This window comes from Bacillus cereus group sp. BfR-BA-01523, from assembly GCF_022662615.1.
In the GTDB taxonomy this organism is placed as follows: Bacteria; Bacillota; Bacilli; order Bacillales; family Bacillaceae_G; genus Bacillus_A; species Bacillus_A mycoides.
The window spans coordinates 102,266-121,991 of the sequence record NZ_JAKUDX010000005.1; the positions used below are offsets into that span (position 1 = coordinate 102,266).

A 19,726-nucleotide genomic window follows, 5' to 3' on the forward strand; every position below is an offset into this window, starting at 1 on the left:
ATACATCCAGACATGAAGGATTTAATATATATGAAAATTATATTTAAAGTATATAAAAAAACCTCCTCTTTAAAAAGAGGAGGTTTTATATAAAATTATAGGAACATCATACCTGCAACTGCTGCGTTTAAGAAGTTCGCTAGTGTACCAGCGATAACTGCTTTAATCCCTAATTGTGCAATTTGTTTACGGCGAGTAGGAGCTAACGTTCCTGTTACACCTAATTGAATTGCGATAGAAGAGAAGTTTGCAAAACCACAGATTGCGAATGTTAAAATCATATTTGTTTTTGCAGAGAACTCTGCCATGTGTGGTCCTAAGTTTGCGTATGCAACGAATTCGTTGATTGCAAGTTTTTGACCGATGAAACTTGCTGCTTGCACGGCTTCACCTGGAGAAACCCCGATTAAGATTGCAAATGGTGATAATAAGTAACCGAAGATTAAATCAAGGCTAAGTTTAATATCGAACCAAGAACCAACCCATCCTAATAAGCCATTTAATAAAGCGATTAATGCAATGAAGGCCATTAGCATTGCAGCTACGTTAATAACAAGTTGTATACCTTCAGATGCACCGCGTGCAGCTGCATCGATAACGTTTGCGTCTTCACGCTCTGTTGAAAGTTGAACATTATTATCTACTTTTTCTGTTTCTGGCATAATTAGTTTTGCAATTAATAAACTTGATGGAGCTGCCATAATTGCTGCTGCTAATAAATGTTCTAGTGGAATTCCCATTGCTGCATATCCGACAAGAACTGATCCGGCAACAGCTGTCATACCACTTACCATAATAGTGAAGAATTCACTGTTAGTTAAACGTGCTAAGTATGGTTTAATTAAAATTGGTGCTTCTGTTTGTCCTAAAAATACAGTTGTTACTGCATTTAAGCTTTCTGCCTTAGAAGTTCCAAGAAGTTTACTTAATGCACCACCAACGATACTAACAAATTTCTGCATAATACCTAAGTAATATAAGATTGCAACTAATGAACTAATAAATACAATTGGAAGTAGTGCTTGAATAACGAAAACAAATCCCCAAGGGCCTTTTGCGTTGACTAAATCCCCAGCAACGAACCTAATTCCCTCGTAAGAAAAATTAATTAATCCTTGAACGCCGTCAGCAGCAACTTTTAAGCCTGCTTTTCCAGCATCCCATCGCAATACGATAAATGAAAATGTCATTTGTAATGCTAGCGCGATTAAAATTGTGCGCCAATTAATAGCTTTGCGGTTAGAAGATAGTAAGAAAGCAATTGCTAATACTCCAATCACGCCGCCAATTCCCCATAAAACATTCATGCAGTGTATGCTCCTTCCTCATAGTAAAAAAGTGTATAAACCAGTTGTCTATACTTTTGCGAATATAACATCTTAAGTAACTTATCATAATGGACATCGGAGGTCAAACGTCTAACGAAAAGTTTAAATAAAAAGAAAATTCTTTGAAAAAACACATATAAAATGAATAGACATGAAATAGGTTATGTTTTTTGTTGAAATATATTCATTATGATAACGTTTTGGGCAATTTCAATAGAATATAGTGTATGAAATAGGAGAATGAACGCATAATTTTTTCGTAGAGAGAATGAAAGGGGATTACTATGTTGAGTCTTTTAAAAAGAGCCTTCTAGTAAACTAGAAGGCTCTGAAACTATAACTTAAGGTGCTTTCGTATACCCTAAGAAATGGCTTTTCCAATAAGAGTTGTTTAATGAAGCGATTGCTACACCTTTATCTCCGGATTGGATGAATGATCCCCCGCCAAGGTAGATACCCATGTGAGAAGGACCTGCTTTATAAGTATCTTTGAAATAAATCAAGTCTCCAGGTTGTGGACTTGAAGTTTGTGGTAAGCTGCTCCAATATCCAGCAACACTTTGGCGGCTAATGTTATGACCAAATTTCTTAAATACGTGGTAGATGTAACCACTGCAGTCAACACCATTAGCAGAAGTACCGCCCCAAACGTATGGTACGCCTTGCATAGATTTCGCGTATGCAAGTAGAGAAGAACTGTCACCGCTATTATTAGTATTATTATTGTTGTTATTATTTTGATTGTTATTTTGGTTGTCGTTAGGCTTATTATCTACTGCGCCACCAACTGGTGTTTTAGATAGGAAACGTGTTCCGATGTAACCAGTTTGACCGTTGTAGTTAATTTTGCTCCATCCAGAGTTTTCAGAGATTACTTGAACCTTCTGTCCTTGTGGAAGTGCGCCTATGATTCTATAATTTGTACCTTCGCCGCTACGTACATTTAGTGCAGAAGCATTAATGTAGTAGTCACCAATTGCACCTTGTTCAGGTTGTTTTGGCTGTTCTGGTTGTTTCGGTTGCTCAGGAGTAGCAGTGCCACCTTTAACGAATTTTACAAATTCGCTACTAACATAGCCTGTTTTTCCTTGGTAGTTTACTTTAAACCAGCCGTTTTCAGATCCAACTACGTTTAATGTTGTACCATTTAACACGCCGCCAATTACACTATGGTAAGCAGCAGGGCCTGTACGAACACGTAGAGATGTTGCGTTAACAACGTAAGTACCACCAGTTTGAATAGTTCCATTATTATTTTGCTCTTGGTTGTTACCTTGATTGACGTTTCCGTTAGAACCACCTTTTGTTACGTAGTCCTTGCTTAAGTAAGCTGTTTGTCCTGCGTAATTGATTTTGAACCAATCTTGAACTTCGCCTACAACTTGTACTACTTGTCCTTGTTTAACAGAACCTACAGTTGGATGAGAAGTGCTAGGACCTGTACGAACGCGAAGGGAAGATACATTTACTGTATAGTTTCCACTTGCTGGTTGAACAGTTGCTTCATTGTTACTATTGTTGTTATTGCTTGTAGAGCCAGTATTTGAAGAAGCGCCTGATACAAATTGGCTACTAACATAACCAGTTTGTCCGTTATGGTTGATTTTCACCCAACCATTTTCTTCTCCAATTACGTTTAAAGTTTGTCCTTCATATACACGTCCTGAAACAGAACTAGAAGTGTTAGGAGCTGTACGTACACGTAATACATCAGCAGTAACTTTATTGTTTCCACCTGTGCTTACATTGTTATTCGTTGCTCCGTTTTTTGATACAAACTCGCCACTAACAAAACCAGTTTGTCCATTAACGTTAATTTTGAACCAACCATTTTCTTCTCCAATTACGTTTAATGATTGACCATTATAAACGCGAGAGATGACGTCGTGAGAAGTACTTGATCCTGCACGAACGTGTAGTACGCTAGCATTCACCGTATATGATGAATTGTTTGATGCGGAAGCTTGGACAGTTTGTGTAGCAGCTTTTTGTGTATTTTGTTCAGGGGCAGCTTGAACACTATCAAGTGTAGGGGCTGCTCCTCCTGCTACAGACACTGCCGCAAGACCGGCAAGGTATTTTTTCATAATTTGTCGATTCCTTTCTGTCTGTAATGTAGTGAAGAAATATTTACCAACTGTTAAAAATTCTAAAGAGCATGTCGATTACTGTCAAGACTTATGTGGTAATCTGAATATGACAAAAAGGTTACAAAAAAAAAATCAAGGTATAAATCTGCACCTTGATTTCCATTTAAATACATATATTTGATGTGGAAAATGAGAAGATTATTCGTATTTAGGAAGATGTGCTGTTGGATTTTAAAAGGCTTTGAGAAAATGACCTTTGCAGTAATTTGGTGATAGGGCCAACTTGACCATCTTGAATCGCAGTTCCATCGAGATGGGTCATCGGTAAAATTTCAATAGTCGTTCCCGTAAAGAAGCATTCATCTGCTTGATAAACATCGCGAACGCTGAAAAGCTCTTCCTTTACAGGAAGTTGAAGAGTGTTAGCTAAAGAAAGGACGTACTGACGAATAATGCCGTTTAAAATAAGGTGATTGGCTGGATGCGTATACAGTGTTTCGTTTTTTATAAGAAAGAAGTTAGAGTGGCTACCTTCAGTTACAATACCATTTCGTACGAGAAGTGCTTCTTTACAACCTTTGCGTTCAGCTTTCGTATAAGCTAATACATTTGGTAATAAATTTAACGATTTAATATCACAGCGGAGCCAGCGTGTATCAGGTTCTGATATAGCACGTACACCGTATTCAATCCATAAAGATGGTCTTTCTTTTTTTGAAATATAAGCATAGATTGTCGGAGATATGTCATATGAAAATGCATGTGCTCGAGCTTGTACACCACGAGATACTTGTAAGTAAATTGTTCCGTCTTCGTGGAAATTATTGTTTTCAATTAATTTGTAAAGTAAGATGATGAGTTCGGCTTTTGAGAAAGGAAGTGATAATTCTATTTCTTCAAGGGATCGATATAATCTTGTTAAATGTGGGTCTAATAAGTGAAAGTTTCCGTTATAAAGGCGAATAACTTCATAGACGCCATCACCAAATTGTAAACCTCTTTCTTCAAGTTCTATGTACGCGCGATGTTTTGTTGTATCAATAACTGCATCATTCCATAGTACAAATCTTTCGTATGCCAATTTTCGTCCCATCCTTTCGTTAGTACATGAATAAAAATCACTATAGTAATTTTTATGTAAGCAATTCTCTACATATGACGTATATGTATTTGTAAATCACAGAGAAGTAGTGGTGATTTATACTGCATTAACTGCCCGTAAACGCCCGATTGGTGAGGGCTAATAATCAGTGGGGGATGAACAAAACACCCACTGATTAAAGTTTCACTTTATAGCATTTTGTATATACAAATTCGGAAATGAGAAATAAGAATCCTGCTTTTTGAAAAAAAAAAAGCAACATTCGTATGGAATGCTGCACAAGGAGGGTAGCTATCATTCATAGGGACATCGTCTTTAAAAGTTTCATTTATGCAAACAAAACACTTAGAAAGACAATTATAAGGAAGTTGAAAACAAAGGATGCACACATTTCTCTAAGGGATCCTATTGAAGATGAGAGATAAGAAATATGTGGAACCTTGTTTACATATTTTATTATAAAGATGTTTCGTTAATGTAGTGTAAATATTAGGTGAAGGTTATGTAATTTTAAAGTTAATGAATAGGAGAGGAAGGATAGCAGAAAATAAAAAAAAGAGGCTGAGATTACTCAGCGCTCTTCTTTTCTTCTTTAATAGCTGTCTTTACTTCACCAGTTTTGATCTTGTTACTTTCAGAGAAGCGAAGTAAGTCACCTTCAATGATTTTGTCAGACATGTTCAATTCATTTTGGGCACGATCAATTAGTGGTTGAGATTCTTCTTTCGGTAATTGCACAACTTCGCCAGTAGTACGGTCGTAGAATGTACTGTTCGTGTACATGTACTTATCTGTAACGAAGCTACCGTCACGAAGAACAACGAATCCTTTATTTTCTGGTGAGAATACATCATGACCGAATTGAATTTGATTCGTAGAATCTACACCAAGTAAGTTTAGAATTGTTGGCTTAATGTCAATTTCACCAGTTGGTTTTGAAATTGTTTTACCTTCTTTTTGACCTGGAACGTGAATAAACATCGGTGTTTTTTGTAAGTTCATATGGTCAAATGTAGTGATTTCTTCTTTTCCTAAGAACTGTGCCATTGCACGGTTATGGTTTTCAGAAATACCATAGTGATCACCGTAGAATACGATAACTGAGTTGTCGTAAATACCTTCTGCTTTTAGACGCTCAATAAAGTGTTTCATTGCTTCGTCTAAATAGCGAGCAGTTACCATGTAACGGTCAAATACGCCATCACCAGAATTGTATTCATCGATTAATTTCGTACTGTCATCATAAGTGAATGGGTAATGGTTTGTTAAAGTAAGGAAGCGAGTATAGAACGGTTGCTTCACTTCTTTTAACATATCGATAGATTGATCGAAGTATTCGATATCTTTTAATCCCCAATTTAATTTTGTTTCTGGCGTAATTTTGTAGTCAAGTTCGTTGTAGTAACGATCATAACCAAGTGCCGGATACATAATGTTACGGTTCCAGAACGTTGCGTTATTCGCGTGGAATACTGATGTGTGATATCCTTGCTGACGCAAAATTTCTGGAGTTGCTGTATATTCGTTATTACCGTGTGTGAAGAATACAGCACCACGGTCTAGTGGATACATTGAAGTATCTACTAAGAATTCAGCATCAGACGTTTTACCTTGCCCAGTTTGATGGAAGAAGTTATCGAAGTAATAACTTTCTTTCGCAAATTGGTTTAGGAATGGTGTAACTTCTTGTCCGTTAACTTGCGCACCAATTAAGAATGTTTGTAATGATTCAAGAGAGACAACAATTACGTTTTTCCCTTTTGCAGTACCAAACATATTTGGATCTGGTTTACTTTGTGTTGTTTTCACATAGTTTTCTGCTTCTTGCAATTTACTACTATCAGCAAACGCTTTTTGTGAACTTGATTTTGCTTGTAAGCCAAGATCGTATGCTTGGTGTACATATAATCCTAGGTTTTTAACAAGCATAACGCGGTCGAATGAACGTGTTAATAGTTCTGGACGCTCAGCTTCTGCAAATCCTAGGTTTACGCAGAAAATAGCAACCGTTGACACGAAGTATAGAGAACGCATCGGACGTGCTACACGTTCTGTCGGTGCAAAATCTTTCTTCTTCTTCAATAGAACGAAGAATACGATAATATCCGCAAATGCAAGGATGATTTTGTAGTTAAATAATTCTTTCACACTAGAACCTAAACTTCCGAAATTAGACGTTTGTCCTAGTACTGGTAAAGTAACGAAGTCATTGTAGAATCCGTAGAACATTACGTTACCAACAAGAATGAACGTTAAGATAAAGTTAATTCCTAGTGCTATATAGTTACGTTTTTTCCCTTTTGCAAATAATGCAAGACCCACAAACAGTAATGATGCTGCTAATGGACTAATGAATAAAATGAATTCTTGCATGAAAGATTCAAGTTTTAAATCGAAGCTAGTGCGTGTAATGATGTAGGTTTTTAGCCATACGGCCAAAGCTACGAATAAAGTGAAACGCACATTTTGAAATTGTGATTTCATGGTTTCTTTCATTCATTTCCACCCTTTCTCTATCAGGCTTGGTCGATTTTGGAGCGAAAAATGTTAAAATAAAAAATACATAGTTTTCTTGGTCATAATTAGAGTTTCTATATTCACCCATATACGACTTTAACTATGCATACCCTTTTTGGTTTCTTGTGCTGCTCATAAGCATAACGTCATTTCTGTATTATACAACAAAATTCATTTCTGAGAAACACTATAACATTTTACATTTTTTGTATGTGGTTTGTCACTACCAGAGAAAACTTTAACACTCGTTTATATGCCCGTCAACTAGAAAATATAACAAAAATAGAAAAGAATGTTAAGCGGAATTGAAAGTTTTTTGGTTGAGAAATATGGAATAGAAATCTTTAAGTGGTTGTCTAGAAAACTATTATATGAAGGAAAATATGAAAAAATTAACGAACACTTGTTCTTTTTGGTTTTGTTTGTTACAATGAAATTTCATTGATAGATTATGTGTAATTTTGATGAACTTTTACTGATAACATAACATATTGTAGCTTATTTCTTTTGAAAATAGGGAGGCTTTTGAATGAAACAAAAATTTTCAGCTGAAGCGTTTTGGAAGAAAATAAAACATGTTGCGAAGCAGGCAGGGCAGTCGGTAATCTATGCGAGTTTATTGTTGTTTTACGTGTTGCAAAGACCGGATGTTCCAAAACGAGTGAAAATTATTGTAATCGGAGCACTTGCTTATTTCATTGCACCGATTGATGCCATTCCAGATTTCATTGCTGGAGTCGGTTATACGGATGATTTAGGTGCGTTAATGGCCGCACTATTACAAGCATCGATATACGTAAATGAAGATGTGAAAGATAAGGCACGAGTGAAGTTGGCAGAATGGTTTGGTTCGGATATAGACACATCATTTATCGATCAAAAATTAGATCAATAGGTGAGAACTGTCATAGGATGACAGGGCGAACGTAAGCGAGGAAGTGCATTATGCCATCAGGAAGAACGCATACGAAAATAAACTTAATATCCCTTCCGGTTGTTTTGTTTATGCTCTTTTCGTATGGATTAACAAGTTTTGATTTTTTATTAACTTTTGCAATTGGCTTTTTAGTAGGTACTTCATTTTTAACACCGGATTTAGATACGTACAGTAATGCGTATAATAAATGGGGATTCCTCCGCATTTTTTGGTATCCATATAGGAGCGTAATGCCCCATCGTTCCTTCTTCACACATACGATTATAATTGGTGATATTATTCGTATTGCATACATGTTAATTGTGTTTTCTCCGTTTTTATTCCTATTAAATATAATCGCATTCGGTGGAAATTTAATAGAAATTGCGAAGGAACACGAGGTTGAAATTGTAACGTTTGTAATGGGGATTGTTGTGGCGAGTACGCTCCACATTATAGCGGATAAAGCGAATACGCGCCGCAAGAAAATGATGAGAAAAAAGAAGAAACGCAGAAGATAAAAAAACCGTCCCAAAAGGTATTTTGGGACGGTCTTTTCTTATTAATAGGTAGGTTATTCTTTTCGTATTTTGTAGTTAAGTCGATATTCCTTGTCGAATCGCCGATAAAATTTCATTTACGATCATGCGACATTAATTTTTGGACAGTTTCTTTTTAATCAAACGTTTGTTTAAAACTAAGCTTTCAGTATTTTAATACCTTTCACGATATTCCAAATGAAGTAGTATAAGCTAATGATTCCGCAAATGCATAAGACGATGATTGCTCCAATTCCAAGTGTTACGTCTGGTTGATCAGATCCGATGCCCATAATTCCTAAAATAACTAATCCAATAAATGAAGCGATGCTTGGAACGATATGTGTCCATAGAGCACGTTTCGCATGTGGTTTCGTTTCAGAATCGCCCACAATCCACACGATAATAGGGAATAAGATAGGTGCAAATAATACACTAAAGTATGATAAAGCTGCTAATATTTTGTTTCCGTTCATATATATCACCTCATAAGTAATGTCCGTTGTTATACTTTTAGTATGCGATAAATTTGGCAACCTTCCTATCGATTAACATTACAAAAACGTGACGCTTTTGTAAGATTTCCTTTTTAAATGATGAAATTTTCGAAAAAATCTTTTTAAATGAAAATTGTTGTGATAAAATTATTGAAAACGTTTTCTTAAACGTTTTGTATTTTTAGACTTAAAGGTATGATGACCTGGTAGTCTATTGATAAGGTTATATCTTATTTAAAAGGGGATTCTTTAGGGGGAGAGAACAATGAACACATGGACACAAGTTTACGATCCGTTCGGTAACATTTGGATTTCGGCAGCAGTCGCACTTATTCCAATCATCTTTTTTTTCTTAGCTTTAGCGGTTTTCCGCATGAAGGGGTATGTGGCAGGATTTATTACAGTTGTATTAACGATTTTGGTGGCGTTATTTGCGTATAAAATGCCATTCACAATGGCAATGGCAGCGACCGGATACGGTTTCTTATACGGATTATGGCCAATTACGTGGATTATCATTATGTCAGTATTTTTATATAAAATTTCTGTGAAAACAGGTCAATTTGATGTCATTCGTGCATCTGTATTATCCATTACGAATGACCATCGTTTACTCGTTATTTTAATTGGATTTTCAGTTGGAGCATTTTTGGAAGGGGCAGCAGGATTTGGTGCACCAGTAGCGATTACGGCAGCGCTTCTGGCAGGCCTTGGGCTAAATCCTTTATATGCAGCAGGTCTTTGTTTAATCGCAAATACTGCACCAGTAGCTTTCGGAGCGATGGGGATTCCGATTACAGTTGCTGGACAAGTGACAGGCATTGATCCGCATAAAATTGGACAAATGGCTGGGCATCAATTACCGTTCTTATCTTTATTTGTTCCGTTCTTTATCGTATTTTTAATGGATGGCTTTAAAGGAGTAAAACAAACGTGGCCTGCTTTATTTGTAGCGGGTAGTTCATTTGCAATTACACAGTTTATTACAGCGACATTTTTAGGACCAGAACTTCCGGATATTACGTCAGCGCTTGTAAGTTTAGTAAGTTTATCGCTATTCTTAAAAGTTTGGCAGCCGAAAGAAATTTATCAAACTAAGCAAGCGAATAGTGAAGTAGCCGCGGCGACGACAACGACATCTATGCCGAAACTAACGGTAGGAAAAGTAGTAAAAGCGTGGTCTCCGTTCATTATTTTGACTGTGATGGTAGTCATCTGGAGCCAAAGTTTCTTTAAAGCGTTATTCGCTCCGGGCGGCGCTTTAGAAAGTCTCGTATTTAAATTTGAAGTTCCAAGCTTGCACAATTTAGTAATGAAAGCAGAGCCTATTGTAAATAAACCAACACCTTATGAAGCAATCTTGAAATTAGATATTTTATCAGCGACTGGAACAGCAATTTTAATTGCTTGTATCATTGCTATCTTTATTTTGAAAATGAGTGCAAAAGATGCAGTAGCAACATTTAAAGAAACGTTAAATGAACTAAAAATGCCAATTCTATCTATTGGATTCGTATTAGGATTCGCATTTATCGCAAACTATTCTGGTCTATCTTCTACATTAGCGTTAGCACTTGCAGGAACTGGAGGACTATTCCCGTTCTTCTCACCATTCTTAGGATGGATTGGCGTATTCTTAACAGGATCAGATACGTCAGCGAACGCACTGTTCTCGAATTTACAAGCAATTACAGCGCAGCAAGTCGGTGTATCTGAAGTGCTTCTTGTTGCAGCAAATACAACGGGCGGTGTAACAGGTAAAATGATTTCTCCGCAATCAATTGCGATTGCTTGTGCGGCAGTTGGACTTGCTGGGAAAGAGTCAGATTTGTTCCGCTTTACATTGAAGCATAGTTTATTCTTTGTTACTATTGTTGGGATTATGACGTATGTGCAGGCTTATTATTTAACTTGGATGATTCCGTAAACAACAAAAGAAATAAACTTTGCATTTTTCAGATTATAGTGTATAATGGGAAAGTATTGAAAATTAAATCAGTGATAAACTAGGGGTGCCTAATGTATGCGTAGGCTGAGAGAGAAGCGTGTGAACTTCTTAACCCTTTGGACCTGATCTGGCTCGTACCAGCGTAGGGAAGTTAACGGCTTTACATAATTATGTCTTTATGAGCCAGGTCCTTATTCTTTTATGGACCTGGCTCTTTTTATTTTGGCATGCGCTGGCCATATCTCGTCCTTGTCACGAACAGGGGGGCAACAAAGGTTATGAAACAGTCTGTTTCAGCTGAGCAAATTGAATTGAAATCGAGTTTACCAGGAAGTAAGAAAGTGTATGTGGATGGAACACGTGAAGGTATGAAAGTACCAATGCGCGAGATTGAACAAAGCGATACGAACGGTGTTCAAAATCCACCAATCCGTGTGTATGATACGAGTGGACCTTATACAGATCCAGAGTATAAAGTGGAGCTGGAAAAAGGGTTGCAGGCGCCGCGCCACTCTTGGACCTTGGGGCGTGGTGATGTGGAAGCTTATGAAGGACGCGAAATTAAACCTGAGGATGACGGTGTGAAAGTGGCTTCAAAACATACACCTGTTTTCCCGCAAATGGATCGTAAGCCGCTTAGAGCGAAGCAAGGTGCAAATGTTTCGCAAATGCATTATGCGCGTAATGGCATTATTACGTCTGAGATGGAATATGTTGCGATTCGTGAAGGGGTAGAGCCTGAATTTGTTCGTAAGGAGATTGCAGAAGGTCGTGCGATTTTGCCGGCGAACATTAACCATCCTGAAGCGGAACCGATGATAATTGGACGTAATTTTCACGTGAAGGTAAATGCAAATATCGGAAACTCTGCTGTATCGTCTTCTATTGCAGAAGAAGTAGAGAAGATGACGTGGGCGACTCGCTGGGGTGCAGATACGATTATGGATTTATCTACAGGTAAAAACATTCATACAACACGTGAGTGGATTATTCGTAATGCTCCGGTACCAGTTGGAACTGTGCCAATTTATCAAGCGCTTGAAAAAGTAAACGGAATTGCAGAGGATTTAACGTGGGAAGTGTATCGTGATACGTTAATTGAGCAGGCGGAGCAAGGCGTTGATTACTTCACGATTCACGCTGGTGTATTACTTCGTTACATTCCAATTACTGCAAAGCGTATGACAGGTATTGTTTCGCGCGGTGGTTCGATTATGGCGCAGTGGTGTTTATTCCATCATAAAGAAAACTTCCTATATACTCACTTTGAAGAGATTTGTGAAATTATGAAGCAGTACGATGTTTCGTTTTCTCTTGGAGATGGATTACGTCCAGGTTCTATTGCAGATGCAAATGACGAAGCGCAGTTTTCTGAGCTTGAGACACTTGGTGAATTAACAAAAATCGCTTGGAAACATGATGTGCAAGTTATGATTGAAGGACCTGGGCATGTACCGATGCATTTAATTAAAGAAAATATGGAGAAAGAACTTGATATTTGTCAGGGTGCGCCGTTCTATACACTTGGGCCGTTAACGACAGATATTGCACCAGGTTATGATCATATTACTTCAGCGATTGGTGCTGCGATGATCGGCTGGTTTGGAACGGCGATGCTTTGTTATGTAACCCCGAAAGAACATTTAGGTTTACCAAACAAAGATGATGTTCGCGAAGGGGTTATTACGTACAAAATCGCTGCGCATGCAGCCGATCTTGCGAAAGGGCATAAAACGGCTCATCAGCGTGATGATGCACTTTCAAAAGCACGATTTGAATTCCGTTGGCGCGACCAATTTAATTTATCTTTAGATCCTGAACGCGCGATGGAGTACCATGATGAAACGTTACCAGCAGAAGGGGCGAAAACAGCGCATTTCTGTTCAATGTGTGGCCCAAAGTTTTGTAGTATGAGAATTTCACATGATATTCGTGAATATGCGAAAGAAAATGACTTAGAAACGACAGAAGCAATTGAAAAAGGAATGAAAGAGAAAGCGGTAGAATTCAAAGAAACTGGTAGTCACTTATATCAATAACACGTTACACCTCTTTACTTGATTGATCACACTGTACCTAACTTAAATATAGAAGAAGCCCCCTTTGCTAAGACGGTAGCAAAGGGGGCTTCTGTCGTCTATCCCGCTATTTGTGGGCAGTAAAACTCCCACCTCAAAATCCGGCTGGAGCAAAGAAGTTAGGTGGGAGATAAACTGCCCGTAAACGCCCGATTGGTGCGGGCTAATAATCAGTGGGGGATGAACACCCACCCACCTTATAAAGTTTCACTTTATAAGGTGAAGAATAATTGTACCCAGTAGTATAAGAGGAATAATGTGACGACTGTTGTGAGTGGGATTACGATGAGAGATACGCTTAAATAATCTTTCCATTTCACTTTAATTTTGTTTTGTCTTAAGATATACATCCAAATGAGGGAAGCTAGTGTACCTATTGGTAATAATAGTGAACCGATGTCACTACCGATGATATTTGCGAGATAGATAGTTTTTAATGTGACTGGATCTAGTCCCATTTCTGTTAATGTGATTGTACCAATCATAAGTGCAGGGTGATTATTGAAGACGTTAGAGAGGAGGGAAACGAGTCCGCCCATTGCAAAGCTGGCATAGAGTAGATGCTGACTTACAACTGGTTCGAGCCAACTTACAAGTGCCGCTGTTAACCCTGCGTTATGAAGCCCGTAAATAATTACATACATAGAGAAAGCGAAAATTAAAATGTGCCACGGTGTCTTTTTCAAAATATCGACTGGGTTTGTTCGTAAGTAGTACCATCTCCAGATGAGAAGAACGAGTGAACCGAGTACGGCAATAATTTCGATTGGAATCGATAAGAAGGATGCAACGAATAGAAGACAGCGCATAAGGAAGACGAAGCCTAATACTTTTAACATGAATTTCGTACGTTTTTGTTTCGTATTAACAGAATTTTGTCCTTTTAACGGATGGAAGTTTTTCGTGAAGAAAATTTCTTCAATATCATATGAAGAAACAGGTAATCTTTCTGGAAGTTTTTTCTTTAAAACTGTATACATGAGCCATGACATAAACAGTAGTCCTAGTGTTGCAGGTACAAACATCATAGCTGTATGCATATAAAGAGTCATGTGGACGATATTTAATGCAATTAAGTTTACAATATTACTTACACCGATTGGTGCACTAGATGCAGTGGCGATTAAAGCACCGCTTAATAAATAAGGGATTTGTTGATGAGGTTTTAATTGAAGGTTTTTCAGAAGTAAAATCAAAATCGGTGTTGTAATTAAAATACTACCGTCATTATTAAATAAAAGAGTCATAAGAAAACATAGTAATTGAATGTACCAGTATAGGCGTCGTCCGGAACCTTTCGCTAAATTTGCGAGCTTCGCTGCAGACCAGTGGAAGAAGCCGAAGCTTTCTAATATAACCGCCATAACGATGGTCGCTAATATCGTTATAGAGGCACCGCCGATTTTACTTATAATGTCCATGACGTCTGGTTTTGATACAAGTCCAGTAATGAGGATAATGCTAGCGCCGACTGCTGCCGGCCACGCCTCATTTAAACCGCGAGGTCGCCAAAAGATAACAATCATCGTTAAGAAGAATACAATAATAGTAATCCATATTTCAATGCTCATATTTAACCTACCTTTCTATTTTCCCTTGAACAAATATAGCTTGTCTTCAAGTTTATATAGCATTATATTCAAAAGAAAATAAGAAGAACTAGGCATCTACCTTAATCTAGTGAATATGTGTATTTTGAGCAACAAGGCAAGTATAAGGGGTAGTGTAATAACTATTAGGAGAGGAGTCTAATAAATTAGGGGCATTCTATGTGTGAATGCCCCTAATTTACTATTTTTCCTTTAAAAATGTTCGATCTTTTAAGAATAAATTCCAGAAGAAAATAAATCCTGGTAGTAAAATTGCAATCCCGATTGCGTAAAGAATAAGAAGTGCATAGAATGTTTCGACCGTCGTAAAGCTTGTAAATACAGTTACGTCCGGGTAAATGATATAAGGTAAATGGGCGACGCCGTAAGCGTAGCTTGCAAATGCATATTGAGCGACGACAGCTAAAACTGCAATGCGAGGAAAGCCTAGTGTGCCATATTTCTTATTTGTCCACCAAAGAGAAGAGTATCCGATAACAAATAAAATGATAGAGACTGTAAACCATGGGAATTGCTTTATTAGTCCTTGCATAAGCCAGTGTGTTTCAGGGTCCATTACAACGAGAGCGATAATAGCAGTCACGAGCGTTGCAGGACCAAGTATGATGGCATTTCTTCTATAAATTCGGTACGTATCTTCAGAACCTTGTTCCCTAGCAAAATCAGCAAGAAAGAGAGATGATAGAAATAGTTCCGAAGTTAGTCCGAAGAGCATATAACAATAAATAACGGGACTAGAAAGAAGTTTTCCGTAAAGGAGCACTTCTTTTCCTTCAGACATCGTAATATAGGCACCTTCTGTAACTGGTAGAACGGTAATTAATAGAGCTGGGATTAAGAGCCCGGTAATACCTGAAATAATCCGAAGAAGGTGTTGGTATTTTGGCAGGGAGTAAGCAAATACCATAAATGTACTACGAATCGCAACGAGTACTAAAATTAACATAACTGGTACAAACATAACGGTTGCAAGGGTAAAGGCCGCTTTTGGGAAGAAACCGAGAAAAGCAACGACGACAAAGACAAGAAACGTATTCGTTACTTCCCAAGTTGGTGATAAGTACCGATTAGCAAGCTTGGCAGCAAGCGTCGGGTGTTTAGCGTATACCATGCCCCAAAAACCAGCTCCAAAATCAATAGACCCTAGTATGCTATATACGAAAATAAGAGCCCATAAGATGATGATTGCAATGCTTTCCTCATGCACGAGAATCGCCTCCTTCGTGATGTAAATCATTCTTTAACGGATGTTTCTTAAAGAATGTCCGTAGTACAAAGACGGTTAAAATACCAAGTCCGATATATAAAATGATGAATAAAACAAATAAAGGACCGACGAAATCAGCGCGCGTAGAAGCATCTACCGTGCGTTGCATGCCATAAATTGTCCATGGCTGACGACCACTACAACTAAAAATCCATCCGAATTCAATACCGAGCAACATAACGGGTCCACAGGCGGCAGCTCCCCAAAGAAGCCACTTCGGTAACTCTACTCCTTTTTTTCGGTAAACAAAGTACCAATATAAGAGGGCAATAGCTGCAACTGCAAAGGTAAAGGCAGCGGTGCCGACCATTAAATTGAACAGTGTATGTGTGTAAAATGGTGGCCATGTTTCTTGCGGGAATTCCTTTAGACCTTTTACAACGGTGTTAGGGTCTAGTCCCACTAATAAGCTAAGCATGTTCGGAATTTCAAGGGCATAGTTTAGTTCAAGTGTGTTAGGGTCCACAACCCCGCCAATCGATAAAGGCGCGTGTGATGTCGTTTCAAACAAAGCTTCAGCAGATGCTAGTTTTTCAGGTGAATGTTTATGTAAGGCAATAGCAGATTCATGTCCTGAAAGCCACATCGTAGCACCTGTGATAAATGTAACGACAAGCCCTAACAGTAATCCTTTTTTATGGTAAGCAATTTCACGAGCACTTAAATTTTTCTTTAATAATTTAAATCCAGCGATAGAAGCAATAACAGCTGCTCCAGTTGTATAGGCCGTAATAACGACGTGGAATGCACTTGTGCCAAAGCTCGGATTAAAGAAAGCTTTCCACGGATCAACGTTAAAAACTGAGCCATCTGGATTCATTGAAAAGCCCGCAGGTGTATTCATCCATGTGTTTGCCGATGTAATAAGCACGGCAGATGCAGTGGCGCCAATCATAACGAAAAATAGCGAGATTAATCTCATAACTGGAGGCAGTTTATCAGCCGCATATACGTAAATAGACATGAATAAAGCCTCTAAAAAGAAGGCGAAAATCTCAATTTGAAACGGAACGGAAATAACTTGCCCAACAATTTTGGCGAAACCAGGCCAAAGAAGTGAAATTTGTACACCAACAATTGTTCCAGTTGGAATTGCTACACCGAGAAGGATAGCAAAAGCCTTTGTCCATCTTTTTGCCATAATGGCATAGTCGGAATCTTTCTTCCAGTGATAGAGTATTTCACTTATAAAAATCATTAAAGAAAGCCCGACTCCAAGCGTTGCAAAGATAATGTGGAATGCTAATGAAGAACCAAAAAATGCCCTTGCTAATGTTACGGTATCCATATGTATACTCCCCTTCTTTTTGCCATTATTTTCTGATTGAATTGGAAAATTTATTCAAAAAACTACCAAAAATATATATGTATTTAAAAAATGAGTACGGTAATATAGTATTTAAATATTCTAAAAAGAAAGAAATTTATATTTGGTAATATTTTATTTGTTTTTTAGGGCTGAATCTTTTATAATCTTTTATGCGAACGTAAGTTCTATTTCTGGGATGAAGAAGTTTATGTGAAATGGAGAGGGTGTTTTATGTATCCTGAAGTCATTAAAAAGATGGCATTTTCAAGAGAGCATAGAGATTTATTATTAAAGTTGTATAATAAAGAAATTACGCGTCGTGAATATGATCGACTTGTGGAATCGCTATATAGACCTTCTAAAGAGGCTTGCGAAGGATAAGGTGAGAGAGACAATCTAAAGGATTGTCTTTTTTATATTTGCGTATGTTCTGGTAAAATTAAGGTTAGCCTTAAAAGGAGGTGAAAAGCTTGCGAAAACGTTTATATATAGGGATTGGGGTTATTCTCTTAATCGCTTTAGGTGGAGTTGTATTTTGGTCAGCTTTACAAGGAAATCGTACCGAGCATTTTATTTTACGACATATGGTGAATGAAAATGGAACACTTGCAACGTATCGCTTAGAGGATACAAAGGCAGGTAAGGGTGAAGCGAAGGGCCGTGAAGCTTTATCAGAATCTGCAGGGTTATGGCTACAATATACACTTGATAAAGATGATCAAGCTTTATTTGATGAACAAGTGAAGGTTATTCAAAATAACTTTGTACACAAGGATCGCATCGTTATATGGAAAATCTCTGAAAAGGGAGAAATGCAGTCAGCTACTAATGCACTTATCGATGATCTTCGTATTATAGAACAATTATATCGTGCTTATGAAATGTACAAGGAAGATCGCTATAAAAACCTTGCAGATCAATTGAGTGATTCTGTACTTCGTTATAATAAAAAAGGTAATTATTACGTTGATTATTATGATGCAGATACAGGAAAACAAAATAACTTTGCAACAACATCTTACATAAATCCGCATGCATTCTCTTATATGAAAAAGTATGGGAAAATTTCTGCACAGCAGTATCAGGAAGTTGTTCAGTTTTTAGCGGATTATCCAAGGCAGGGCTGGTCATTCCCGAAAGAGTATAAAGATGATGGGACATTTACGTACGATAAAGAAGTGAATCTTATTGATCAATCATACGTCGCTTATCATCGTAGTTTAGGCGGTCTTTCATCAGATGCTTATTTGGAATTTATAAAGAAGAAATTTCGCGAAGACGGAAAGTTATATGGTCGTTATAACTTAGAAACGGGAAAACAAGCTGTGAACTATGAATCACCAGCATCTTACGGATTAACAATTTTGTACGTACTACAAACAGGTGATACAAAGTTTGCGAAGGAATTGTATGAGCGGATGACTACATTCCGAAATGATAATGTATTTAGTAGATATTATGGTGGATATGTAACAGGTGAGAATAATAATACACATATTTTCGATAACGTATTGCCGCTTTTAGCGGAAATGGAATTGGATAAGAGTAAAAAATAGAAGGTGCCACCCTATGGGGATGGTACCTTTTATTTGTGTCGTTATTTGTTTGTAAAGCGATATAATTTTACGCCCTAATATTGGAGAAGTAATCAATCACGAATTCACGAAATTGCTGGGCGGTGTTTGATAAATAGCGCTTCTTCGACCAACTTAAGCCGATAGTTCGTTCGCAATTAGGTTCAATAATACGTAACTTATTTGATGCTAAAGTAGAGTTTTTTAATAAAGTTAAACTTGGGACAAAGGCGATGCCAAGACCTTGCTTAATGAGATCGCTAATCACGGTTGGTTCATCTACTTCAAAAGCGATATGTGGAGTGAAACCAGCTTTTTTACAAAATTCATCTGTTAAGTGCCGAAATCCGTAACCAGTGTTCATACTAATAAACGATTCGTCTTTTACTTCATGCAAATAGATACTTTCGCGGTTTGATAACCGATGTCCTGAAGGAACAGCTAAGAAAATTTCTTCTGTGATAAGTGGTTCCCAAACCATTTCCTCGCCTTCAATTGGTATAGAGGAGATACAAAAATCAATTTCCATATTATCTAGTTGCCGTTTCATAGAAGGAGTAGATGCGAGAAATTGTTGGAATCGAACGTTAGGGTGTTCTAGTAAAAAAGAACCGAGTAACTCGGGTAATATTCTTGGAATAGAAACTGCAAGTGTAATAGAGCCTTGTTGTAATTCAGCTAAATCTTTAATTTCGCGTTCCCCTTCACTCAATTCATGAAAAATGCGTTCTACTCGTTTTAAGAATACTTTGCCGAAAGAGTTTAATGTAATCTGTCGACCTTGGCGATCAAATAAGGGGACGCCTAAGTCCTTTTCTAGTCTAGCGATTGTTTTACTGAGTGAAGGCTGCGCGATATGCAATTCTTCAGCTGCTTTTGTCATATGTTCTAGTCGTGCGACTGTCTGAAAGTATTTTAATTGAAGAAGTTCCACTTCGAATCTCCTTTCTA

The 19,726-nt window shown here is 37.6% G+C and carries 15 protein-coding genes and 1 riboswitch; of the genes, 6 read left to right on the top strand and 9 right to left on the bottom strand.

Annotation, left to right across the window (positions count from 1 at the left end):
- Nucleotides 1-95: 95 nt before the first annotated feature.
- The 4 genes from MR066_RS15205 to MR066_RS15220 all read right to left on the bottom strand — a co-directional run bounded on the left by MR066_RS15205 (nucleotide 96) and on the right by MR066_RS15220 (nucleotide 7,016).
- Nucleotides 96-1,307 (bottom strand): NupC/NupG family nucleoside CNT transporter, encoded by a 1,212-nt coding sequence (locus MR066_RS15205; protein WP_033731081.1) that lies wholly within the window; start codon nucleotides 1,305-1,307, stop codon nucleotides 96-98.
- Nucleotides 1,308-1,669: 362 nt separating this feature from the next.
- On the bottom strand, nucleotides 1,670-3,415 hold the full coding sequence (locus MR066_RS15210) for a C40 family peptidase (protein ID WP_242247610.1): 1,746 nt from the start codon (nucleotides 3,413-3,415) through the stop codon (nucleotides 1,670-1,672).
- 211 nt (nucleotides 3,416-3,626) lie between these two features.
- Entirely contained in the window at nucleotides 3,627-4,511 is an 885-nt protein-coding gene (locus MR066_RS15215; protein WP_242247611.1) for a D-amino-acid transaminase, read from the bottom strand.
- A 576-nt stretch (nucleotides 4,512-5,087) separates the two neighbouring features.
- Complete coding sequence (locus tag MR066_RS15220; RefSeq protein WP_012262002.1) at nucleotides 5,088-7,016, bottom strand: LTA synthase family protein; 1,929 nt, start codon at nucleotides 7,014-7,016, stop codon at nucleotides 5,088-5,090.
- Between the two features lie 550 nt (nucleotides 7,017-7,566).
- Here MR066_RS15220 and MR066_RS15225 point away from each other — a divergent pair.
- Together MR066_RS15225 and MR066_RS15230 are read left to right on the top strand one after the other, a co-directional pair.
- Entirely contained in the window at nucleotides 7,567-7,932 is a 366-nt protein-coding gene (locus MR066_RS15225; protein WP_242247612.1) for a YkvA family protein, read from the top strand.
- Between the two features lie 50 nt (nucleotides 7,933-7,982).
- Nucleotides 7,983-8,474, top strand: coding sequence for a metal-binding protein (locus tag MR066_RS15230; RefSeq protein ID WP_002089644.1), 492 nt, complete (start codon nucleotides 7,983-7,985; stop codon nucleotides 8,472-8,474).
- A gap of 176 nt (nucleotides 8,475-8,650) precedes the next feature.
- Here the strand turns inward: MR066_RS15230 and MR066_RS15235 are convergent, their stop codons facing one another.
- Nucleotides 8,651-8,968: a magnetosome magnetite crystal formation protein family gene (locus MR066_RS15235; protein ID WP_002167374.1), complete on the bottom strand. Its 318-nt coding sequence runs from the start codon at nucleotides 8,966-8,968 to the stop codon at nucleotides 8,651-8,653.
- A gap of 286 nt (nucleotides 8,969-9,254) precedes the next feature.
- On the opposite strand from MR066_RS15235, the gene lldP reads away from it, so the two are divergent.
- Together lldP and thiC are read left to right on the top strand one after the other, a co-directional pair.
- On the top strand, nucleotides 9,255-10,916 hold the full coding sequence (gene lldP / locus MR066_RS15240) for an L-lactate permease (RefSeq protein ID WP_242247613.1): 1,662 nt from the start codon (nucleotides 9,255-9,257) through the stop codon (nucleotides 10,914-10,916).
- 71 nt (nucleotides 10,917-10,987) lie between these two features.
- A riboswitch (TPP riboswitch) is annotated at nucleotides 10,988-11,103 on the top strand.
- A gap of 112 nt (nucleotides 11,104-11,215) precedes the next feature.
- On the top strand, nucleotides 11,216-12,976 hold the full coding sequence (thiC, locus tag MR066_RS15245) for a phosphomethylpyrimidine synthase ThiC (RefSeq protein WP_002068339.1): 1,761 nt from the start codon (nucleotides 11,216-11,218) through the stop codon (nucleotides 12,974-12,976).
- Between the two features lie 251 nt (nucleotides 12,977-13,227).
- Here thiC and MR066_RS15250 read toward each other — a convergent pair whose 3' ends face one another.
- The 3 genes from MR066_RS15250 to cydA all read right to left on the bottom strand — a co-directional run bounded on the left by MR066_RS15250 (nucleotide 13,228) and on the right by cydA (nucleotide 17,180).
- Nucleotides 13,228-14,586, bottom strand: a complete 1,359-nt coding sequence (locus MR066_RS15250; protein WP_242247614.1) for an arsenic transporter — start codon at nucleotides 14,584-14,586, stop codon at nucleotides 13,228-13,230.
- Nucleotides 14,587-14,806: 220 nt separating this feature from the next.
- Entirely contained in the window at nucleotides 14,807-15,832 is a 1,026-nt protein-coding gene (locus MR066_RS15255) for a cytochrome d ubiquinol oxidase subunit II (RefSeq protein ID WP_002089640.1), read from the bottom strand.
- Nucleotides 15,825-17,180: a cytochrome ubiquinol oxidase subunit I gene (gene cydA, locus MR066_RS15260; RefSeq protein ID WP_002034780.1), complete on the bottom strand. Its 1,356-nt coding sequence runs from the start codon at nucleotides 17,178-17,180 to the stop codon at nucleotides 15,825-15,827. The genes MR066_RS15255 and cydA overlap by 8 nt, the downstream gene beginning before the upstream one ends.
- Before the next feature lie 252 nt (nucleotides 17,181-17,432).
- Between cydA and MR066_RS15265 the strand changes: the two genes are divergently transcribed.
- Complete coding sequence (locus MR066_RS15265; protein ID WP_002016173.1) at nucleotides 17,433-17,582, top strand: hypothetical protein; 150 nt, start codon at nucleotides 17,433-17,435, stop codon at nucleotides 17,580-17,582.
- An 89-nt stretch (nucleotides 17,583-17,671) separates the two neighbouring features.
- The gene (locus MR066_RS15270) at nucleotides 17,672-18,757 is read left to right on the top strand and encodes a transcriptional regulator (protein ID WP_242247616.1); all 1,086 of its coding nucleotides are present in this window, start codon (nucleotides 17,672-17,674) and stop codon (nucleotides 18,755-18,757) included.
- Nucleotides 18,758-18,824: 67 nt separating this feature from the next.
- On the opposite strand, the gene MR066_RS15275 is transcribed toward MR066_RS15270, so the two are convergent.
- Nucleotides 18,825-19,709, bottom strand: a complete 885-nt coding sequence (locus MR066_RS15275; protein WP_044439411.1) for a LysR family transcriptional regulator — start codon at nucleotides 19,707-19,709, stop codon at nucleotides 18,825-18,827.
- Nucleotides 19,710-19,726 lie beyond the last annotated feature (17 nt).